Here is a 16,103-nt window from a genome sequence, read left to right as displayed (position 1 = left end):
CCTGTGGGCATGTACAATAGCACCCCATGCACAGCACTACCCTACATGCCGACAACCGCGCCGAAGTCGCCGCCGCGCTGGCACAGGACCACCTGGTGGTCACCTGCCTGTGCGCCGCCTGGTGCGGCACCTGCGCTTCCTACCGCGCAGTTTTCGAAGAACTGGCGAGCCGCCACCCGGACAAATACTTCCTGTGGGTCGATATCGAAGACCATGCCGACCTGGTTGGCGACCTGGATGTCGAGAATTTCCCCACCCTGCTGATCCAGCGCCGCGAGCACGTGGCCTTCTTCGGCACCATGCTGCCGGATCCTAACGTGGCGCACCGCCTGCTTGAAATCCAGGCCCAGCTTTCGGACGAAGAACTGGCGCACCAGGCTGCGTCCACCGCGGAGCGCCGCCTGTGGCAGCAGGAATGCAACCTGCGCGCACTGCTGGACCAGCGCAGTTAAGCCAACTTCAAGGGCAGGCTGCGCAAGCGCTGCCCCGTCAGCGCGAACACCGCGTTGGCCACCGCCGGCGCGATGGGCGGCGTCGCAGGCTCGCCCACGCCTTGCGGCGCTTCGGCGCTCAGCACGATCACCGTCTCCACCAGCGGCACCTCATTCATGCGCAGTACCGGGTAATCGGCGAAGTTGCTTTGCACGACCTTGCCGTCCTTGATGGTGATTTCGCCGCCCAGCGCCGCCGACAGGCCGTACACCACGCCCGACTCCACCTGCTGCGCGATGATGTTCGGATTGACGGCAATGCCGCAGTCGATCGCACAGACCACGCGGTGCACACGGATCTGCTTGTCCAGCACCGACACTTCCGCCACTTGCGCGACGATGGCGCCGAAGGACTGGTGCAGCGCGACGCCATGCGCGCGCCCTTCCGGCACCTTGCCGGCCTTGGAAATGGCGGCATTCAGCACAGCGAGGTGGCGCGGATGGTTGAGCAGCATGGTGCGGCGGAATTCCACTGGATCCTTGCCGGCCGCGCTGGCCATTTCGTCGACAAAGCTCTCCTTGAAGAAGGCATTTTGCGAATGGCCCACCGAGCGCCAGTTGCCCAGCGGGACGGCGCTGTCGACCACGACGTGGTTGATCTGCTGGTTCGGGACTTCGTACTGCATGTCGTACACGCCTTCGGCAGTCGAACGATCCGGCCCCGCACCCGGCATGCGCAGGTTGCGCTTGGTGAACTGGTGGGTCAGCGCGCCGCCAGCGGTCTTGGCTTCCCACGCGATGATATTGCCTGCCACATCGAGGCCCGCCGTCATGCGCGCCATGGCGGCCGGACGGTAAACGTCGTGCGTGGTGTCGTCTTCGCGAGTCCAGATCACCTGCACCGGCAGGCCCTTGGCTTCGCGCGCAATGGCGACCGCCTGCGCCACCATGTCCATTTCCAGCCGGCGCCCAAAGCCGCCGCCCAGCAGGTACTCATGCAGGATCACATTGGCTTCGCTGACGCCGCCCACGCGGGCGGCAGCGGCGCGGGCAAAGGTCGGCGCCTGGGTGCCGACCCATACCGTGACCTTGCCGTCCCTGACCTGGGCCGTGCAGTTGATCGGCTCCATGCAGGCATGTGCCAGGTAGGGCACGCGATACACCGATTTGATGGTGCGCAAGGCGCTGGCCGCCTGCGCCATGTCGCCACGCTTATGGTAATTGTCGCCGTCCTCGGCCTCGATGGCATTCGCCAGCGACGCATAGATTGCCTCGCTGGACAGCTTGGCGTTGGCGCCATCGTCCCAGCGGATCGGCAGCGCGGCGGCGGCCTGCCTAGCCTGCCAGTAGCTCTTCGCGAGGACTGCAACGCCGGCCCCGGCACCGTAATTCTCTTCGATGGCGTTGGAAAAATCGATCACCGACAGCACGCCCGGCATCTTCACCACTTCGCCCGGCGTAACGCCCGCGACCTTGCCCCCCACCACCGGCGACATGCGCACCGCCGCATACACCATGCCTTCCGGGCGCACGTCGATGCCATACAGCGCCGTGCCTTCCGACTTGATGCGCGAATCGCGGCGCGGCACGCTGGTGCCGATCAGGCGGAAGCTGTGCGGGTCTTTCAAGGTGACTTTGCCGGGCTGGCCAAGCGCTGCGCGCGCGGCGACCACGCCGTAGCCGACCGACTTCTTGCTGATGTCGTGATACAGCACGCCATTCTCGGCGCGCACCTGCTCCGGCGGCACTTTCCACTGCTGCGCCACTTCGGCAACCAGCATGGCGCGCGCCGTGGCGCCGGCCTCGCGCATCGAGGACCAGGCATCCTTGACGCTGGAAGAACCGCCGGTAATCACAATGCCCATCTCGCGCGCAACCTTGCCCAGCATCCAGCTCGAGAGCTCCTTCGACTTGCCCGTATCGTCCGGGTGGAATGGCAAGGTTTCGCGCATCACCGCCAGGTTGGCGTAGATCTTGTCGGCCGGCGCCTGGATCAAGCTGATCGCATCCAGGCTCACATCCAGCTCCTCCGCTACCAGCATGGACAGCGCGGTGTGGATACCCTGCCCCATTTCAGCGCGCGGCATGGCCAGCTGCACGCTACCGTCCGGCGCGATGGCGATCCAGCCGTTCAGGGCCACCGCGCCGTTTTCAAGCGGCAGCGGGGCCTGGCCGCGTACGCGCTGGCGCGGCGGCATCACGCCCCAGCCGACTACCATGGCCCCGGCGACGGCGACACCGCCCAGCAGGAAATGGCGGCGGGAAATCTTCTTCGGTTTGAGCATGGCTCCCTCTTTATGGCAGCCAGCGCTGCAGCAAATCGTCCGGCATCACCGGACGGCTGTAATAGAAACCCTGCGCCTGATTGCAACCGTGGCGCAGCAGGAAGGCCGCCTGCTGTTCCGTCTCCACGCCTTCGGCGATGACGGACAGGTTCATGCTGCGGCCCAACTGGATGATGGCGATGGCAATCGCTTCATCATTGACGTCGGTCGAGATGTCCTTGATGAAGGAGCGGTCGATCTTCAGGGTCTGCACCGGCATCTGCTTCAGGTACGCCAGCGACGAATAGCCGGTACCGAAATCGTCGATCGCCAGCGATACGCCAACCGCGTGCAGGTCGTTGATGAAGCCCAGCGCATCGCCGGTATTCATGATCACGGATTCGGTCACTTCAAGCTGCAGGCGGTGCGGCTCAAGGCCGGTCTCGCGCAGGATGTCGGCCACCATGCTGACCATGCTGCCGCGCTCAAACTGCTTGGCGGACAGGTTGACGGCAATCTTCGGCACGTGCAGGCCGGCTTCCTGCCAGCGCACCATCTGGCGGCAGGCCTCGTACAGGACCCACTGGCCCAACTGGCTGATGAAGCCCGTATCCTCGGCCAATGGGATGAAGCGATTCGGCGGCACCAGGCCCAGTTCAGGATGGTTCCAGCGCACCAGCGCTTCCACGCCCAGCAGCTTGCCCGAATCGATTTCGACCTGCGGCTGGAAGTTCAGGAACACTTCCTCTTTCTCGATGGCGCGACGCAGGTAGGTTTCCAGGCGCAGGCGCTCGACGCCCTCGCCCGACATGGATGGCTGGTAGAAGCGGTAGCCGTTGCGCCCGCGCGCCTTGGCCTGGTACATGGCCACGTCGGCATTACGGATCAGCATATTCAGGTCGCTGGCATCGGTCGGGAATACCGAAACGCCGATCGAGCAGGTGACGAACAGTTCATGGCCCGCCACCATGAATGGATGCTCGAACATGGTCACCAGCTTTTCGGCCACCTGGCCGGCGCCGTACTGGCCTTCCACGTCTTCCAGCAGCACGATGAATTCGTCGCCGCCCAGGCGCGCCAGGGTATCGCCTTCGCGCAGCTTTTCCGCCAGCGCATGTGCCACCTGCTTCAGCAGCTCGTCGCCGATGTGGTGGCCCAGGGTGTCGTTGACGTTCTTGAAGCGGTCCAGGTCGATGAACAGCAGCGCCAGCTGCTCGTTGCCGCGCACGGCGCGCTGGATGGCGTGCTGCAGGCGGTCGTGGAACAGCAGGCGGTTCGGCAACTGGGTCAAGGCGTCATGGTGGGCCAGGTGGTCCAGCTTTTCCTGCGACTCCTTGACCAGGGTGATGTCGCTGAACACGCCGACATAGTGCGTCGTCACCCCGCGCGTGTCGCGTACGGCGGTCAGCGTCAGCCACTCCAGGAACAACTCGCCGCTCTTGCGCATGCTCCAGATTTCGCCGCGCCAGTAGCCGTGCTCCACCAGCTCTTTCCACAATCCGGCGTGGAAGCCTTCGTCGTGGCGGCCGGAACGCGTCAGGCCGACGTCGTGGCCCAGCGCTTCGATCTCCGTATAGCCGGTAATCTGGGTGAAGGCCGGATTGACGGCAACGATGGTGCCCTTGTCGTCGATCACCATCACGCCGTCGGCGATGTGTTCCAGCACGGTGGCCGACAGGCGCAATTTTTCTTCCGCTTCCTTGCGGGCGCTGATGTCGGCATAGACCCAGATCGAGCCTTCGTTCGGGCGGTTCTGGTCGATGGCGCAGCCGGACACCATGCACCAGAACAGCGAGCCGTCCTGGCGGCGGTAATTGCGCTCTTCGCTGAAGTACTCGCCGTTGCCCAGCGTGGAATACTGGCGCGCACCGGCCGATTCGAAATCGAAGGTGGTCGGGAACACGATGGCGGTGGAAGCGCCGATCATCTGGCCCGGCTCATAGCCGAACAATTCCTCGCAGCGGCGGTTGACCGAGACGATGGTCCGGTGGCGCACGAACATCACGCCGAACATCACGTTATCCAGGATCGCGCTCTGCTCCGCCAGCAGGCCCTCGATGCGCATTTCATTGTGCTTGCGCTGGCTGATATCGGAAATGATGCCGTCCACCCAAGGCGCCCCGCCCGCCTCCGCCGCCTGCGGCTGGCCATTCTCGGCCACCCAGCGCTCGGTGCCGGCGGAGTCCATGATGCGGTATTCGATCTCGTAAGGCTTGCCGTCCTGGATCGCCTGCACTACCACGCGGCGCTGGCGTTTGCGGTCTTCCGGGCAGATCAGGTTGGCCCAGGCATGGGTGGTGCTGCGCATGAATTGCGCCGCGGAGTAGCCGGAAATTTCTTCGATGGCGTCCGAGACGAAATCGATCGGCCCATCGGGACGGAAGCGGAATACGGCGCCCGGCACCTGGGTCACGATGGTGCGGAAGCGCTCCTCGCGCTGGGCGATGTCTTCGAACAGGTGCTTGATTGCCACCCGCATCTGGTCCAGCTGGCCGGCCAGGCGGCCCAGTTCATCGCTGCCGCTCAACTCCATGCGCGTTTCGAAGTCGCCGTGCGACAGGCGGTCGGAGAAGCGCATCAGCTTGCGCAAGGGCTTCAGCAGGCGCTGGTTCAGGAACAGCACGATCAGCAGCAGCGACACGGTGAGCTGGGCCGCCAGCACGAATACATAGGACAGCTGTTTCTCGCGCAATTCCTGCTGGCTGCGGGCATCGTCCATCTCGACCATGATCTTGCCGATCTTCTCGCCGCGCACCATGATTTCGCGCTCGGCCCGCACCACATTGCCGATGGCGCGCTTGGGCGCTTCGACGTGCATGAACTGGGTATCGGCCTGGCCGGTGACCTGCACCTGCAGCACCGAACGGTCGCGCATGACGGATTCGACCAGCGAGTGGGCCGATTCCGCATTCATATTCCACAGGGATTCCTGCATGCCGAGGGCCAGGATGTCGGCGTTGCGCTGCAGCGATTCGTTGAGGACGGTCTGGGCCGACTTCTGTTCGTGCACCCCGATCAGCAGGTAAGAGCCGATAATAGCCGGAATCACCAGGCCGCCGAATACCACCAGTAACAAGGCGCCATAAATCGACAGCCCATACAGAGCGCTCAGGCGGGACCTAAATTTGTTATAAAAATTCCGAGCCATTCAGCGGGTCTGGTGGAAAAGATTATCCAACAGCAATTATGCACGTAACGCGCTATCATCGCTACTCTATATCAGAGGAGTTTCCCTATGTCGTTTTCCATGTATTCCGCTTCGATCCCGGTGTTCCGCCAAATCCTCGGCAGCCTGTTGTCCATCCTCGACAAGACCGAGGCGCATATCGAAGAAAAGAAGATTGATCCGAATGCCCTGCTGCAGTTCCGTCTGTTCCCGGATATGTTGCCTTTTACCCGCCAAATCCAGATTGCTGCTGACTTCGCCAAGGGCGCAGGCGCACGCCTGGCGGGGGCCGATGTGCCGGCTTACGAAGATACTGAAAAGACCATTGGTGAATTAAAACTGCGCATCCAGCGCACGCTGGCCTTTTTGGATTCGCTGCCGCGCCAGGCAATTGAGGATTCCGCGCAACGATCGGTAACTACCGGTAGCGGCGAAAAGGCCAAGCAGTGGGTCGGGCAGGAGTATCTGATGCACTATGCGCTGCCGCATTTCACCTTCCATGCGACCACCGCGTACAACATCCTGCGCCATAACGGGCTGGAGATTGGCAAGAAGGACTTTATTGGGGCGTGGAAGGCTGAGTAAAACCGGTAAACCAGGGTCTGACCCGCAGGGTCAGACCCAGTCTGCTCAACCGTCATGGGTTTGGTAACATGCCGACAAAACCCTTGGCCTTGAGACCGTTGTGGGCCTGACCCTTGGGTCAGACCCAGCCCTACCGGTTTTCAGGAATTGCGCCGCGGATACCCCTGCGCCAGGATCCGCTGCCACACCTTCTCCTTCTCCTCCGCACTCATGGCCACCCAGTGCGCAACCTCGAGATACGTCCGTCCACAGCCGCGGCAAATTTCATCGAAGGTCGTCGAGCAAACCGCCACGCAAGGCGTATCCGGCCGCTCGGGTACTTTATCTTGCGCCATCACTTCACCTGCAAGCCCAGCTTATCCCAGCCATCATGGCCGAGATTTTCCATGGTCTCGATATTCTTCTCAAAGATATCGGCCGCCTCCGGGAACGCTTCCACCGCACGGTCAATCGACGCCTCGCGCAGCAAATGCAGGGTCGGATAAGGCGAACGGTTCGTATAGTTGGAAATATCGTTCTTATCGGTATCGGCAAACTGGTACTCAGGGTGGAAACTGGCCACCTGCAGCTCGCCGTCAAGCTTCAGCTCTTCCAAAGCCGCATCGGCCACATCCAGGAATTCGTTGTAATCCCCAAAATCCTGCAACACCAGAGGATGGATCAGCAGGGTTGTATCGACCACTTCCGGGTCTTCCGCGGCCAGGAATTCCAGCTCCTTGATCAGGTCTTCCAGCAATTCCTCTGGCGAGGACGCCTCCGACACCACATAGCGCACCTGCTTCTTCACATGCACGGCCTTGGCGAAGGGGCACAGGTTCAGGCCGATGACAGCCTTCTCCAGCCACTGCTCGGTTGCCGCGATAACGGCTTCGTAATCCACTCGGGTGTTGCTCATTTATACATCCAGAAATCGTTATCCAAGACGCCAATTATATAGCCTGATCGACATAATTATTCAAGAAAATCAGTCACATAGCGAATTTTTTCTTGACTCGACCGGGTTTCAACCCTACACTCCGGCCTTAGATAGTCCGCCCTTTGTTTCCACACGACAACCGCGAAACTCTATGCAAGAACGAATCAAAAATGCTGTCCTGATCGCCCTGGCGCTGAGCGCCGCGCTGCCGGCAGCCTCCTCCCTGGCATCCACCGACAGCGCGAAATCGGTGGTGTTGCAGCCTGCCGTGGAAGAATACAAGGAAACCGACGTCTGGGGCCGCATCCGCTCCGGCTACGCCATTCCCGACGTGAACAATGCCCTGGTCGCCAAGCATGTCAAGTGGTATGCCGACCGCCAGGACTACCTCGACCGCACCACGGCCCGTGCCTCGCTCTACCTCTTCCACGTGGTGGAAGAACTGGAAAAGCGCGGCATGCCGACCGAGCTGGCCCTGTTGCCCTTCATCGAATCCGCCTTCAACCCGCAAGCCCTGTCGACCGCCAACGCGGCCGGCCTGTGGCAGTTCGTGCCGGGCACCGGCCGCGACTACGACCTGAAGCAGAACGCCTTCAAGGACGACCGCCGCTCCGTGCTGGCCTCGACCGACGCCGCCCTGAGCTACCTGCAGCGCCTGTACACCATGTTCGGCGACTGGCACCTGGCCCTGGCCGCCTACAACTGGGGCGAAGGCAATGTGCAGAAAGCCATCAAGCGCAACCAGGCCGCCGGCAAGCCGATCGATTTCGACAGCCTGGCCGAGCTGATGCCGGCCGAGACCCGCAACTACGTGCCCAAGCTGCAGGCGGTGAAGAATATCGTCGCCAACCCGTCGCAATACGCCGTGCACCTGCCGGTGATCGACAACGAGCCGTATTTCACCGCGATCGACAAGACCCGCGACATCGACATGGCCCTGGCCGCCAAGCTGGCCGAGATCTCGGTCGACGAATTCAAGGCCCTGAACCCGCAATTCAAGAAGCCCGTCATTACCGGCAACGAGCAGACCAAGATCCTGCTGCCGACCGAGAATGCCGCCAAGTTCGCTGCCAACCTGGCCTCGTGGACCCACGCCCTGTCGAGCTGGACCACCCACAAGATTTCCAGCGCCCGCGAAAGCATCGCCTCCCTGGCCCGCCGCTTCGGCACCACCCCGGATGCCATCCGCCAGGCCAACAACATGCCGCAGAAATCGGTACTCAAGGCCGGCTCGACCATCCTGGTGCCGAATATTTCCGCCTCGGCAGCCGGCACGGATATTTCGGCCGACGTGATCGAGAACGCCGTGATGGCCGTGGAAAACGAACGTGCCGGTCCAAAGCGCAGCAACTACCGTCAAGCTTCCTCATCTCGCGGCGAATCCAAGCCTGCGGTCAGCATGGTCAAGGCGCGCGTCAAGCGTGACGAAGCCGGCAAAGCGAAGAACCGCCGCAGCAACTAAACGAATTGCCAACACGCTACCCCCTGCCAAGCTTGCAGGGGTGGTCCGGGACTGGTTGCAAGACTATTCAGATCTTGCAGTCCCGGACGTGGCACGTTTACAATCCCGTTCTTGCGGTATAACCCCATTGGAGTAGATATGGCTTTCTTGCAAGGCAAAAAAATCCTGATTACTGGCGTCCTGTCCAACCGTTCCATCGCCTACGGCATCGCGAAAGCTGCCCACCGCGAAGGCGCCGAACTGGCTTTCACCTACGTTGGCGAGCGCTTCAAAGACCGCATCACTGAATTCGCAGCCGAATTCGACAGCAAGCTGGTCTTCGACTGCGACGTCAGCAGCGACGAACAAATCGCCAACCTGTTCACCGACCTGGCCAAGAGCTGGGACAGCCTGGACGGTTTCGTGCACGCCATCGGCTTCGCCCCACGCGAAGCGATCGCCGGCGAGTTCCTGGACGGCCTGACCCGCGAGAACTTCCGCGTAGCCCACGACATTTCGGCGTACAGCTTCCCAGCGATGGTGAAAGCCGCCCTGCCCTTGCTGAAGCCAGGCTCCTCCGTACTGACTCTGTCCTACCTGGGCGCGGTTCGTGCGATCCCTTATTACAACACCATGGGCCTGGCCAAGGCATCGCTGGAAGCCTCCGTACGTTACCTGGCAGAGAACCTGGGCCAGCACGGCATTCGTTCCAACGGCATTTCCGCCGGCCCGATCAAGACCCTGGCCGCCTCCGGCATCAAGGACTTCGGCAAGCTGCTCGGCTTCGCTGCCGGCCACGCCCCGCTGCGCCGCAACGTGACCATTGAAGAAGTGGGCAATGCCGCCGCCTTCCTGCTGTCGGACCTGTCGTCGGGCATCACCGGCGACATCATGTACGTCGACGGCGGCTTCTCGCACGTGATGGGCCTGAATTCGAGCGACTACGAATAATCGCTTCATGTCCCGCCACAAAAGCCGCCCATGGGCGGCTTTTGTTTTTAAAGTCGGCGCCAAAGTCGGTGCCAGGTCTGTCATTTGGACACCGAGGCATAACCCTTGATCTATCTCAATACGCTACAACCGCCGATTTCCCGTATTGAGATTTATCAAGCGTGTGGCTTGTGTGTCCAAATGACAGACCTGGCACCGAATTTGTGGCACCGAATTTGACTTACTTGCACAGAACAAACGAATTGACTAAAGTGGGCGCCTTGATTGCGCTTACTTAGAATTCCCCCCGCATGCCCATCGAACCATCCGACGACGAATTGATGTTGCGCTACCGCGATGGCGAGTTGTCGGCATTCCAGGAGCTGTATCGCCGCCACAGCCGTGGCCTGTACCGTTTCCTGGCCTGGCGCAGTGGGCGCAACGAGTGGGCTGATGAGGTCGCGCAGGAAACCTGGCTGGCGGTGCATCACGCCCGCGCGCGCTATGCTGCGCAAGGCAGCTTTCGCGGATACCTGTACCAGATCGGCCGCAATCGGCTGGCCGACATGCAGCGCCAGCCCGCTATCGAGGAATGTGGCGATATGATCCTGGTGCAGGATTCGGCTGAAGCCACGGCGCTGGAGCGCCAGCAGAACCTGGCGCTGCACGCGGCGATCCGCCTGCTGCCTTCGGAACAGAAGGAGGCCCTGGTGCTGCAACACTTCAGCGGCTTGAGCATCGATGAAATTGCGCTGGTGGTTGCTGCGCCGGCGGAGACCGTGAAGAGCCGCCTGCGCTATGCCATGCGCAAGCTGCGCGAGCAATTCACGCAGGAGGAGACGGTATGACACCGGTGGATAAAGACGATTTCGAAGACGCGGACCTGGCGCGCCGGCTGGCTGCCCTGCCGCAGCCGGAGCCGTCGGCGGAACTCGACGCAGCCATCTTCGCGCAAATCGAGAAGGATCTGCGGTCCGGCCCCGCCGCGGCCAACGATCCGGCGCCAGAAACCCCGCAGCCAAAACCCAAGCATCGCTACCGCGCACCGCTGGCGTTTGCGGCCAGCCTGGCCGGCATCGCTATCCTGTTCCCGGTCTGGCGCAGCTACCAGCACCAGGAATTGCAGTCCGTGGAAGTGCGCATTGTGCCGGAGGAAATGCCGGCGGCCCCGCCCGTGCCGATGATCAGCAATGACGTAGCCTCCCCGGCGCATAAGAAACGCGAATCCGCCATCGCCGAAGCGAAGCCAGCATCGTCCTTGCCAGAGGCGAAAATGCAGGTGCGCGAGCCGGAGCAGGCGGCGGCAGCTCCTCCGCCTGCGGTACCGGCCGCCGCACCGGCACCTGTGCCTGCAGCCGCACCGCCGGCGCCGGCATTGGAAGTGGATGAACTCGACCCGCCGCGTAAGGCGGCGGTGCGCTCCTTGGATGCCGGGAACCCGAAAGACTGGCTGCAATCCATCGAGCACATGCTGGACGCCGGCGACACTGAATCCGCCGCTGCGCAATGGAAGCGCTTCCGCAAGGCCCACCCGGATTATCCGGTGCCGGACATCCTGGCGGGCCGCCTCAAGGCGCTGGAATAACGTTACTTCGGCTTCACTTCAAATTCGCCGACCAGGATCGAGCTGCCCTGCTCTTTCAGGCGCAAGGTGACCATCTTGTCGTCCGTTTTCTGGGTGCCAAAGCCGGTCGTGAAGTGAAGCTGCAGCGTAGTCGCACCGGTCACGATCTGCTGCGCGCTGCCAAAGTAGTTGACCTCGACGCGATAGATGCCCGGCTTGGCGTTGCGCAGCATGAATTCCTCCGGCCCGTAACCGCCAGTGAAGTCCCGCGACATGCGCCCGCCCTGGTAGGTCAGCTGGTGCCCGTAGTAAGCGCGCTCTCCGTCGGGATCGATAACGTGCAGGTCCATATCGCTGTTATCAGCATCCCAGGTCAGCACCACGCGCAAGTCCACCGGCAGGTTGCGCAGCAGGCGTGAATCCATCCCCCGCGTATCGAGCGTGCGTCCGCCAGACCTGGCACGCGCCACGATCGAATTCAGCTCCGACAGCGCAATCAGCTCCACGTCGGCAAAACGCCCATCCCATGGCCGCATGACCACCTGGTACAGCTGTTCGATTGCCCTTTGCTCCTGGCCGCTGGCGGCAAGCGCCAGCCCAAGATCGCGGAACGATTGCGGCTCCTCCTCCGCCATGTCCTGCACCCGTTCCAGCAAGGGAACGGCCAGGCGCGGAGCGCCTGCCTCCATCAGGCGGTAGGCCAATACACGCAGCACGTGGCGATTCTCCAGCTCCATCTCGGCCAGGTTGGACAGCACGCGCAAGCCCAGGTCGCGCTGGCCGCACTCCAGCATCAGGCCCGCCACGTCCAGCAGGAAAGCGCTGCTGCCGGCATGCGATGGGCGCTCGTCCAGGTAGATGCGATACATGTCGCCTGCTGCCGCCTTGCGCATGCGTGCCGTATAAGGCGCATCCGGCTGCCACGCCTTCAGGCGCACACTTGCGCCGCCATTGATGCGCTTATCAGCTTGCATGTCCAGCTCATCCACAGCCATTGGAGCCGCCGGCGCAGTACGCGCAGCCATTGCCGGTGGCGGTGCTGGCGCGGGCATTGCCTCCATCATCGGGGCCTCGACCATCCGCATGTCGGCAACCGCCTCCTTCTTCAGCGCAGGCGCCGGTGGACGGTTCTTGGGGAACGGTTTCTCCCACCACGCCACTTTAGCCTGGAACTCCCGCACCACATTGTCCAGGTGCTTTACGCGCTGGTTGGCAACCTGGGTGCGGTTTTCGGCCTTCATTTTTTCGAAGGCCGCGCGATATTTCCCGGGCGGCGTCACGTCGTGACGCACATAGTCTTCCAGCTGTTCAAGCACCAGCAGCGAAGTTTCGCGGGTCGGCAGGGCGAACTCCAGTCCAAGACGCCGGATTGCGGCGCGATTGAGTTCATAGTTGCCCTCCAACTGCGCAATGCGGCGATTGGCCCACCACCATGCAGCCAACGGGTGGGATGCGTTCTTTTCGTCGACCGCATCGATGGTAACGTCGTATTTACGGCCCTGGTTTTCAAGCGACACGACCAGCGGCTCCCTGCCGCGAACCTTGCCGGCCACACGCAACAGGCCCGCATGCACCTGGCTTTCGTCAGCCACCACATCACCGGTCTGCATGCCGGTGGCGCCGATAACCCTTACGCCCTCGGTAAGCAGTTCTTGCGATGCATGCTGCGCGTCGACGGGATCAATGGCGATATGCCTGCCACCGTTGGCATTGGCCCATGCCGCCAGGCGCGCAGTGTCGGCGCCGGCGCTGGAGCTCAGCGTGAACAGGCGGCGGCCTTTTGCAAGCAGCGGGAAAGTACCCATGCCATAGTTGCGCAAGCCATCGCTGAACATCAGGTATTCATCCACGTCGGGCTGCGGCTGCCAGTCGGCCAGCGCGCTGGCGCCATCGTAGATGGTGGACTCGAGCTCCTCAAGCAGGGTCCCCGCCTGCCCTTTTGCCAGTTTGAAGGCCTTGACCGGCTCCGCCTTGTCGCGCAGGCGCACCAGCCGCACTTCCACGCTACCCGCCGCTTCGAGGTAGCTTGCCAGCACACGCAATTCCGCTTTCAGGGCGCGATGCGAACCGGAGTTCGAGCTGTCCCAAAGCACGCCGACCACCTTAGGCAAAGTGCGCGGCTTGCGTTCGGCCGGCACCGGCACTTCGGCGAGGAAGTACTGCTGGCCGTTGAACTCCTCCAGATAGGTCTTCGGCTTATCCTGCGCAGCCGGTACCCGCACCAGGATTTCGCCTTTCGCCTTCGCCACATCCAACTGCCAGCCGTCCTCTGCGCGCGCGAAGCGATCCGGCACGCCGATGGCAACCGGCGCATCTTCACTTCCCATGACGCGCACATCCAGGGCCACCGGGATGCTGAAGTGCTTCAACGGCATTCGATAGCTCCAAGTCTTCTGCTGGCGCGCCAGGATCGCCGCGTACTTCAATTCCACTGTCCGCGTGCCGCGGCCTGGGATCGGATAAATGCGCAGCTTGAAGTTGTTGCCCTGCGTTTGTTCGAGCAAAGCCGGATCGATGCGGCGGCGCTCCTCAGCCTCCAGGATCTGCCGTCCACGCTCCTTCTCGATCGGCACTGCCGGACGCAGTTCACCGCCGACATCCAGCGCGAAGCCTATTACCTGCTGGCCTTCGCCGAGAGGAAATTGCAGGTCTCCCTCAAGCTGGCGCGCGTTCGGATTGTAGAAGACCAGCTTCACCGTCGTTTCCGCCATGCCGCCCGAAATGACGGTCTGCACGGTCGCGCTTTGCACGCGTACCGGCGATTCGCTGCCGGTCGTGATGGACCTGATTAATGGTGGTGTCTGTGCCACGGCCACGCCGCCGGCCAGCGTGCACAACACCAGGATAAGCCTCGCCAACATGATTACTCCCTTCAAAATGAACGCTTCTGAACAGGAATCGGGCGGGCGGGAAAAAAGGGGTTAAACAAACGAGAATAATTTGACAACGCCCCAAAGTGAGATTAAAGTGATATCACTTTGATTTAACCCTCCTGGATCGATCATGAACCGAACCGAAAAGCCGTTTTCGTCTTACAGTGGTTACCTGGCGTTGACCGTCGTAGTCATGCTGGCGATTTTTGCCTTCCTCCTGCTGCGCGGATTCCAGCCGGTTCTGGCTGCCGCCTGCGTGCTGGTGGCGGTATTCCTGGCGCCTGGCCTGTACATGCTGCAGCCGAACGAAAGCGCCATCCTGACCCTGTTCGGCCAATACATCGGCACCGACCGCAGCGAAGGCCTGCGCTGGGCCTTCCCGCTGTACCGCAAGCAGCGCCTGTCGCTGCGCGCCCGCAACCTGAATGCGCCGACGTTGAAAGTGAACGACAAGCGCGGCAACCCGGTCGAGATTTCTGCCGCCATCGTCTGGCGCGTGCAGGATACGGCACAAGCCATCTTCGACGTGGATGATTTCGAGCGCTACGTAGCGGTGCAGGCGGAAGCGGCAATCCGCCACCTCGCCTCGCGCTATGCCTACGATGATGGCGAAGACCTGGCCAAGGGCGAGATGACGCTGCGCTCCGGCATGGATGAAGTGTCGCTGGCCCTGCGCAGCGAACTGCAGGAACGATTCAAGGCGGCAGGCGTGGAAACCGTCGACGCCAAGCTGACCCACCTCGCCTACGCCCCCGAAATCGCGCAAGTCATGCTGCGCCGCCAGCAGGCCGAAGCCATCGTCAGCGCCCGTTCCCGCATCGTGCATGGCGCGGTCAGCATGGTTGAATCGGCCCTGAATGCGCTGGCCGAACGCGAGATCGTCGAACTGGACGCGGAGCGCAAGGCAGCCATGGTGAGCAACCTGCTGGTGGTACTGTGCTCGGATAAAGAGACCCAGCCTATCGTCAACACAGGCACCTTGTATAACTGAGTCAAGATGGCCAGCCCCGGCAAAAAAGCCTTCCCCCTGAGGATAGACCCGGCGTTGTGGGATGAACTGCAACGCCTGGCCGCCCAGGACCTGCGCAGCGTGAACGCGGAAATCGAGTTCCTGCTGCGCGAGGCATTGGCGCGCCGGGGTATCAAACCGAAGTCGCCGCGCGATCCATCTACGAGCGATGGCGATTAGCTTTGCGTTATGCCGCCACATGCAAAAGGGATAGTCTGAAATGCTGGTTGAAATTGCGATTGGTGATGCTTACGGAGCGGGTTTCGAGTTCTGCGGCCGGGAGAAAATTGCCGCACACAACACGCTGGCCGCTTACGTCGAGCATGAACTCGGACTCGAAGCTGGCCGATATACTGACGACACGCAGATGAGCATTGCCAACGCCGAGGTGCTGCTGGGCACGCCCGACGCGCGCAGCGACGACTTCGCCGATGCTTATGTCCGCTGTTACCGGCGCGACCGCAGGCAGGGCTACGCGAAGGGTTTTCAGGCGCTCATGGATGAATGCGAGACCGGGGCCATGCTCAGGCAGCGTATCCGCCCCGACAGCAAGCGAAATGGCGCTGCGATGCGCGCGGTGCCGCTTGGCTTAATTGCGGACAAACAGCATGTGATGGCCCTCGCCAGCGAGCAGGCAATGGTCACCCACGCCACTAGCGAAGGCGTGTTGTCATCGCAGGCAGTGGCGTTGATGGCACATCTGATCATCTATGAAAATACCCGGCTGGACGACTTGCCGGACCTTGTGGCGCAACAGACTGGACTTTCATTGCGCCGTGATTGGCAGGCCGAGGTTGAGTGCGATGCGATGCAAACGGTGCATGCAGTGAGGTAACCTGACTTTTTCGGACACTTCCATTTGATAAACTTGTCAAAGGGAGTGAAAACATGAGATCAACAACATACACGCCGGAGTTCCGGGCC

14 protein-coding genes are annotated in these 16,103 nt (G+C 62.1%); 9 read left to right on the top strand and 5 right to left on the bottom strand.

Going from position 1 to position 16,103, the window contains the following annotated elements; translation table 11 throughout:
• Positions 1–26 precede the first annotated feature (26 nt).
• Positions 27–452, top strand: a complete 426-nt coding sequence (locus tag ASD07_RS03490) for a thioredoxin family protein (protein WP_055925396.1) — start codon at positions 27–29, stop codon at positions 450–452.
• On the opposite strand, the gene ASD07_RS03485 is transcribed toward ASD07_RS03490, so the two are convergent.
• A complete protein-coding gene (locus tag ASD07_RS03485) occupies positions 449–2,716 on the bottom strand; it encodes a xanthine dehydrogenase family protein molybdopterin-binding subunit (protein WP_055925393.1) in 2,268 nt (755 codons plus the stop codon). The genes ASD07_RS03490 and ASD07_RS03485 overlap by 4 nt on opposite strands.
• Before the next feature lie 10 nt (positions 2,717–2,726).
• Positions 2,727–5,843, bottom strand: coding sequence for an EAL domain-containing protein (locus tag ASD07_RS03480; protein WP_055925390.1), 3,117 nt, complete (start codon positions 5,841–5,843; stop codon positions 2,727–2,729).
• 87 nt (positions 5,844–5,930) lie between these two features.
• Here ASD07_RS03480 and ASD07_RS03475 point away from each other — a divergent pair, with 87 nt between their 5' ends.
• Positions 5,931–6,446 carry a DUF1993 family protein gene (locus ASD07_RS03475; protein ID WP_055925388.1) on the top strand — a complete coding sequence of 172 codons (516 nt, stop codon included), beginning with the start codon at positions 5,931–5,933 and terminating at the stop codon, positions 6,444–6,446.
• 140 nt (positions 6,447–6,586) lie between these two features.
• Here the strand turns inward: ASD07_RS03475 and ASD07_RS03470 are convergent, their stop codons facing one another.
• Together ASD07_RS03470 and ASD07_RS03465 are read right to left on the bottom strand one after the other, a co-directional pair.
• Positions 6,587–6,781: a DUF1289 domain-containing protein gene (locus ASD07_RS03470; RefSeq protein ID WP_055925385.1), complete on the bottom strand. Its 195-nt coding sequence runs from the start codon at positions 6,779–6,781 to the stop codon at positions 6,587–6,589.
• Positions 6,781–7,341, bottom strand: a complete 561-nt coding sequence (locus tag ASD07_RS03465) for a DUF1415 domain-containing protein (RefSeq protein ID WP_055925382.1) — start codon at positions 7,339–7,341, stop codon at positions 6,781–6,783. Before ASD07_RS03465 ends, ASD07_RS03470 begins: the two co-directional genes overlap by 1 nt.
• A gap of 172 nt (positions 7,342–7,513) precedes the next feature.
• Here ASD07_RS03465 and ASD07_RS03460 point away from each other — a divergent pair, with 172 nt between their 5' ends.
• The 4 genes from ASD07_RS03460 to ASD07_RS03445 all read left to right on the top strand — a co-directional run bounded on the left by ASD07_RS03460 (position 7,514) and on the right by ASD07_RS03445 (position 11,318).
• Positions 7,514–8,824 carry a transglycosylase SLT domain-containing protein gene (locus ASD07_RS03460; RefSeq protein WP_055925379.1) on the top strand — a complete coding sequence of 437 codons (1,311 nt, stop codon included), beginning with the start codon at positions 7,514–7,516 and terminating at the stop codon, positions 8,822–8,824.
• 138 nt (positions 8,825–8,962) lie between these two features.
• On the top strand, positions 8,963–9,754 hold the full coding sequence (gene fabI / locus ASD07_RS03455) for an enoyl-ACP reductase FabI (protein WP_055925376.1): 792 nt from the start codon (positions 8,963–8,965) through the stop codon (positions 9,752–9,754).
• A 290-nt stretch (positions 9,755–10,044) separates the two neighbouring features.
• Positions 10,045–10,581, top strand: coding sequence for a sigma-70 family RNA polymerase sigma factor (locus ASD07_RS03450; RefSeq protein WP_055925373.1), 537 nt, complete (start codon positions 10,045–10,047; stop codon positions 10,579–10,581).
• Entirely contained in the window at positions 10,578–11,318 is a 741-nt protein-coding gene (locus tag ASD07_RS03445; protein ID WP_055925370.1) for a hypothetical protein, read from the top strand. The genes ASD07_RS03450 and ASD07_RS03445 overlap by 4 nt, the downstream gene beginning before the upstream one ends.
• A gap of 2 nt (positions 11,319–11,320) precedes the next feature.
• On the opposite strand, the gene ASD07_RS03440 is transcribed toward ASD07_RS03445, so the two are convergent.
• Entirely contained in the window at positions 11,321–14,158 is a 2,838-nt protein-coding gene (locus tag ASD07_RS03440; protein ID WP_082507100.1) for a VIT domain-containing protein, read from the bottom strand.
• Between the two features lie 142 nt (positions 14,159–14,300).
• On the opposite strand from ASD07_RS03440, the gene ASD07_RS03435 reads away from it, so the two are divergent.
• The 3 genes from ASD07_RS03435 to ASD07_RS03425 are packed head-to-tail and all read left to right on the top strand — an operon-like array spanning position 14,301 to position 16,014.
• Positions 14,301–15,161, top strand: coding sequence for an SPFH domain-containing protein (locus ASD07_RS03435; RefSeq protein ID WP_055925364.1), 861 nt, complete (start codon positions 14,301–14,303; stop codon positions 15,159–15,161).
• 6 nt (positions 15,162–15,167) lie between these two features.
• Positions 15,168–15,359 carry a hypothetical protein gene (locus ASD07_RS03430; protein ID WP_055925361.1) on the top strand — a complete coding sequence of 64 codons (192 nt, stop codon included), beginning with the start codon at positions 15,168–15,170 and terminating at the stop codon, positions 15,357–15,359.
• Between the two features lie 40 nt (positions 15,360–15,399).
• The gene (locus ASD07_RS03425) at positions 15,400–16,014 is read left to right on the top strand and encodes an ADP-ribosylglycohydrolase family protein (RefSeq protein WP_055925358.1); all 615 of its coding nucleotides are present in this window, start codon (positions 15,400–15,402) and stop codon (positions 16,012–16,014) included.
• Positions 16,015–16,103 lie beyond the last annotated feature (89 nt).

The sequence above is a fragment of the Duganella sp. Root336D2 genome (genome assembly GCF_001425005.1).
Classification (GTDB): domain Bacteria; phylum Pseudomonadota; class Gammaproteobacteria; order Burkholderiales; family Burkholderiaceae_D; genus Rugamonas.
The sequence above is the reverse complement of the archived record's forward strand: the minus strand, read 5'-3'. Positions and strand labels throughout refer to the sequence as shown.

Bases quoted from the DNA above. Each gene is read 5' to 3' on its own strand.
- ASD07_RS03490 (WP_055925396.1), top strand. From the start codon at position 27: ATGCACAGCACTACCCTACATGCCGACAACCGCGCCGAAGTCGCCGCC.
- ASD07_RS03485 (WP_055925393.1), bottom strand. From the start codon at position 2,716: ATGCTCAAACCGAAGAAGATTTCCCGCCGCCATTTCCTGCTGGGCGGT.
- ASD07_RS03480 (WP_055925390.1), bottom strand. From the start codon at position 5,843: ATGGCTCGGAATTTTTATAACAAATTTAGGTCCCGCCTGAGCGCTCTG.
- ASD07_RS03475 (WP_055925388.1), top strand. From the start codon at position 5,931: ATGTCGTTTTCCATGTATTCCGCTTCGATCCCGGTGTTCCGCCAAATC.
- ASD07_RS03470 (WP_055925385.1), bottom strand. From the start codon at position 6,781: ATGGCGCAAGATAAAGTACCCGAGCGGCCGGATACGCCTTGCGTGGCG.
- ASD07_RS03465 (WP_055925382.1), bottom strand. From the start codon at position 7,341: ATGAGCAACACCCGAGTGGATTACGAAGCCGTTATCGCGGCAACCGAG.
- ASD07_RS03460 (WP_055925379.1), top strand. From the start codon at position 7,514: ATGCAAGAACGAATCAAAAATGCTGTCCTGATCGCCCTGGCGCTGAGC.
- fabI (WP_055925376.1), top strand. From the start codon at position 8,963: ATGGCTTTCTTGCAAGGCAAAAAAATCCTGATTACTGGCGTCCTGTCC.
- ASD07_RS03450 (WP_055925373.1), top strand. From the start codon at position 10,045: ATGCCCATCGAACCATCCGACGACGAATTGATGTTGCGCTACCGCGAT.
- ASD07_RS03445 (WP_055925370.1), top strand. From the start codon at position 10,578: ATGACACCGGTGGATAAAGACGATTTCGAAGACGCGGACCTGGCGCGC.
- ASD07_RS03440 (WP_082507100.1), bottom strand. From the start codon at position 14,158: ATGTTGGCGAGGCTTATCCTGGTGTTGTGCACGCTGGCCGGCGGCGTG.
- ASD07_RS03435 (WP_055925364.1), top strand. From the start codon at position 14,301: ATGAACCGAACCGAAAAGCCGTTTTCGTCTTACAGTGGTTACCTGGCG.
- ASD07_RS03430 (WP_055925361.1), top strand. From the start codon at position 15,168: ATGGCCAGCCCCGGCAAAAAAGCCTTCCCCCTGAGGATAGACCCGGCG.
- ASD07_RS03425 (WP_055925358.1), top strand. From the start codon at position 15,400: ATGCTGGTTGAAATTGCGATTGGTGATGCTTACGGAGCGGGTTTCGAG.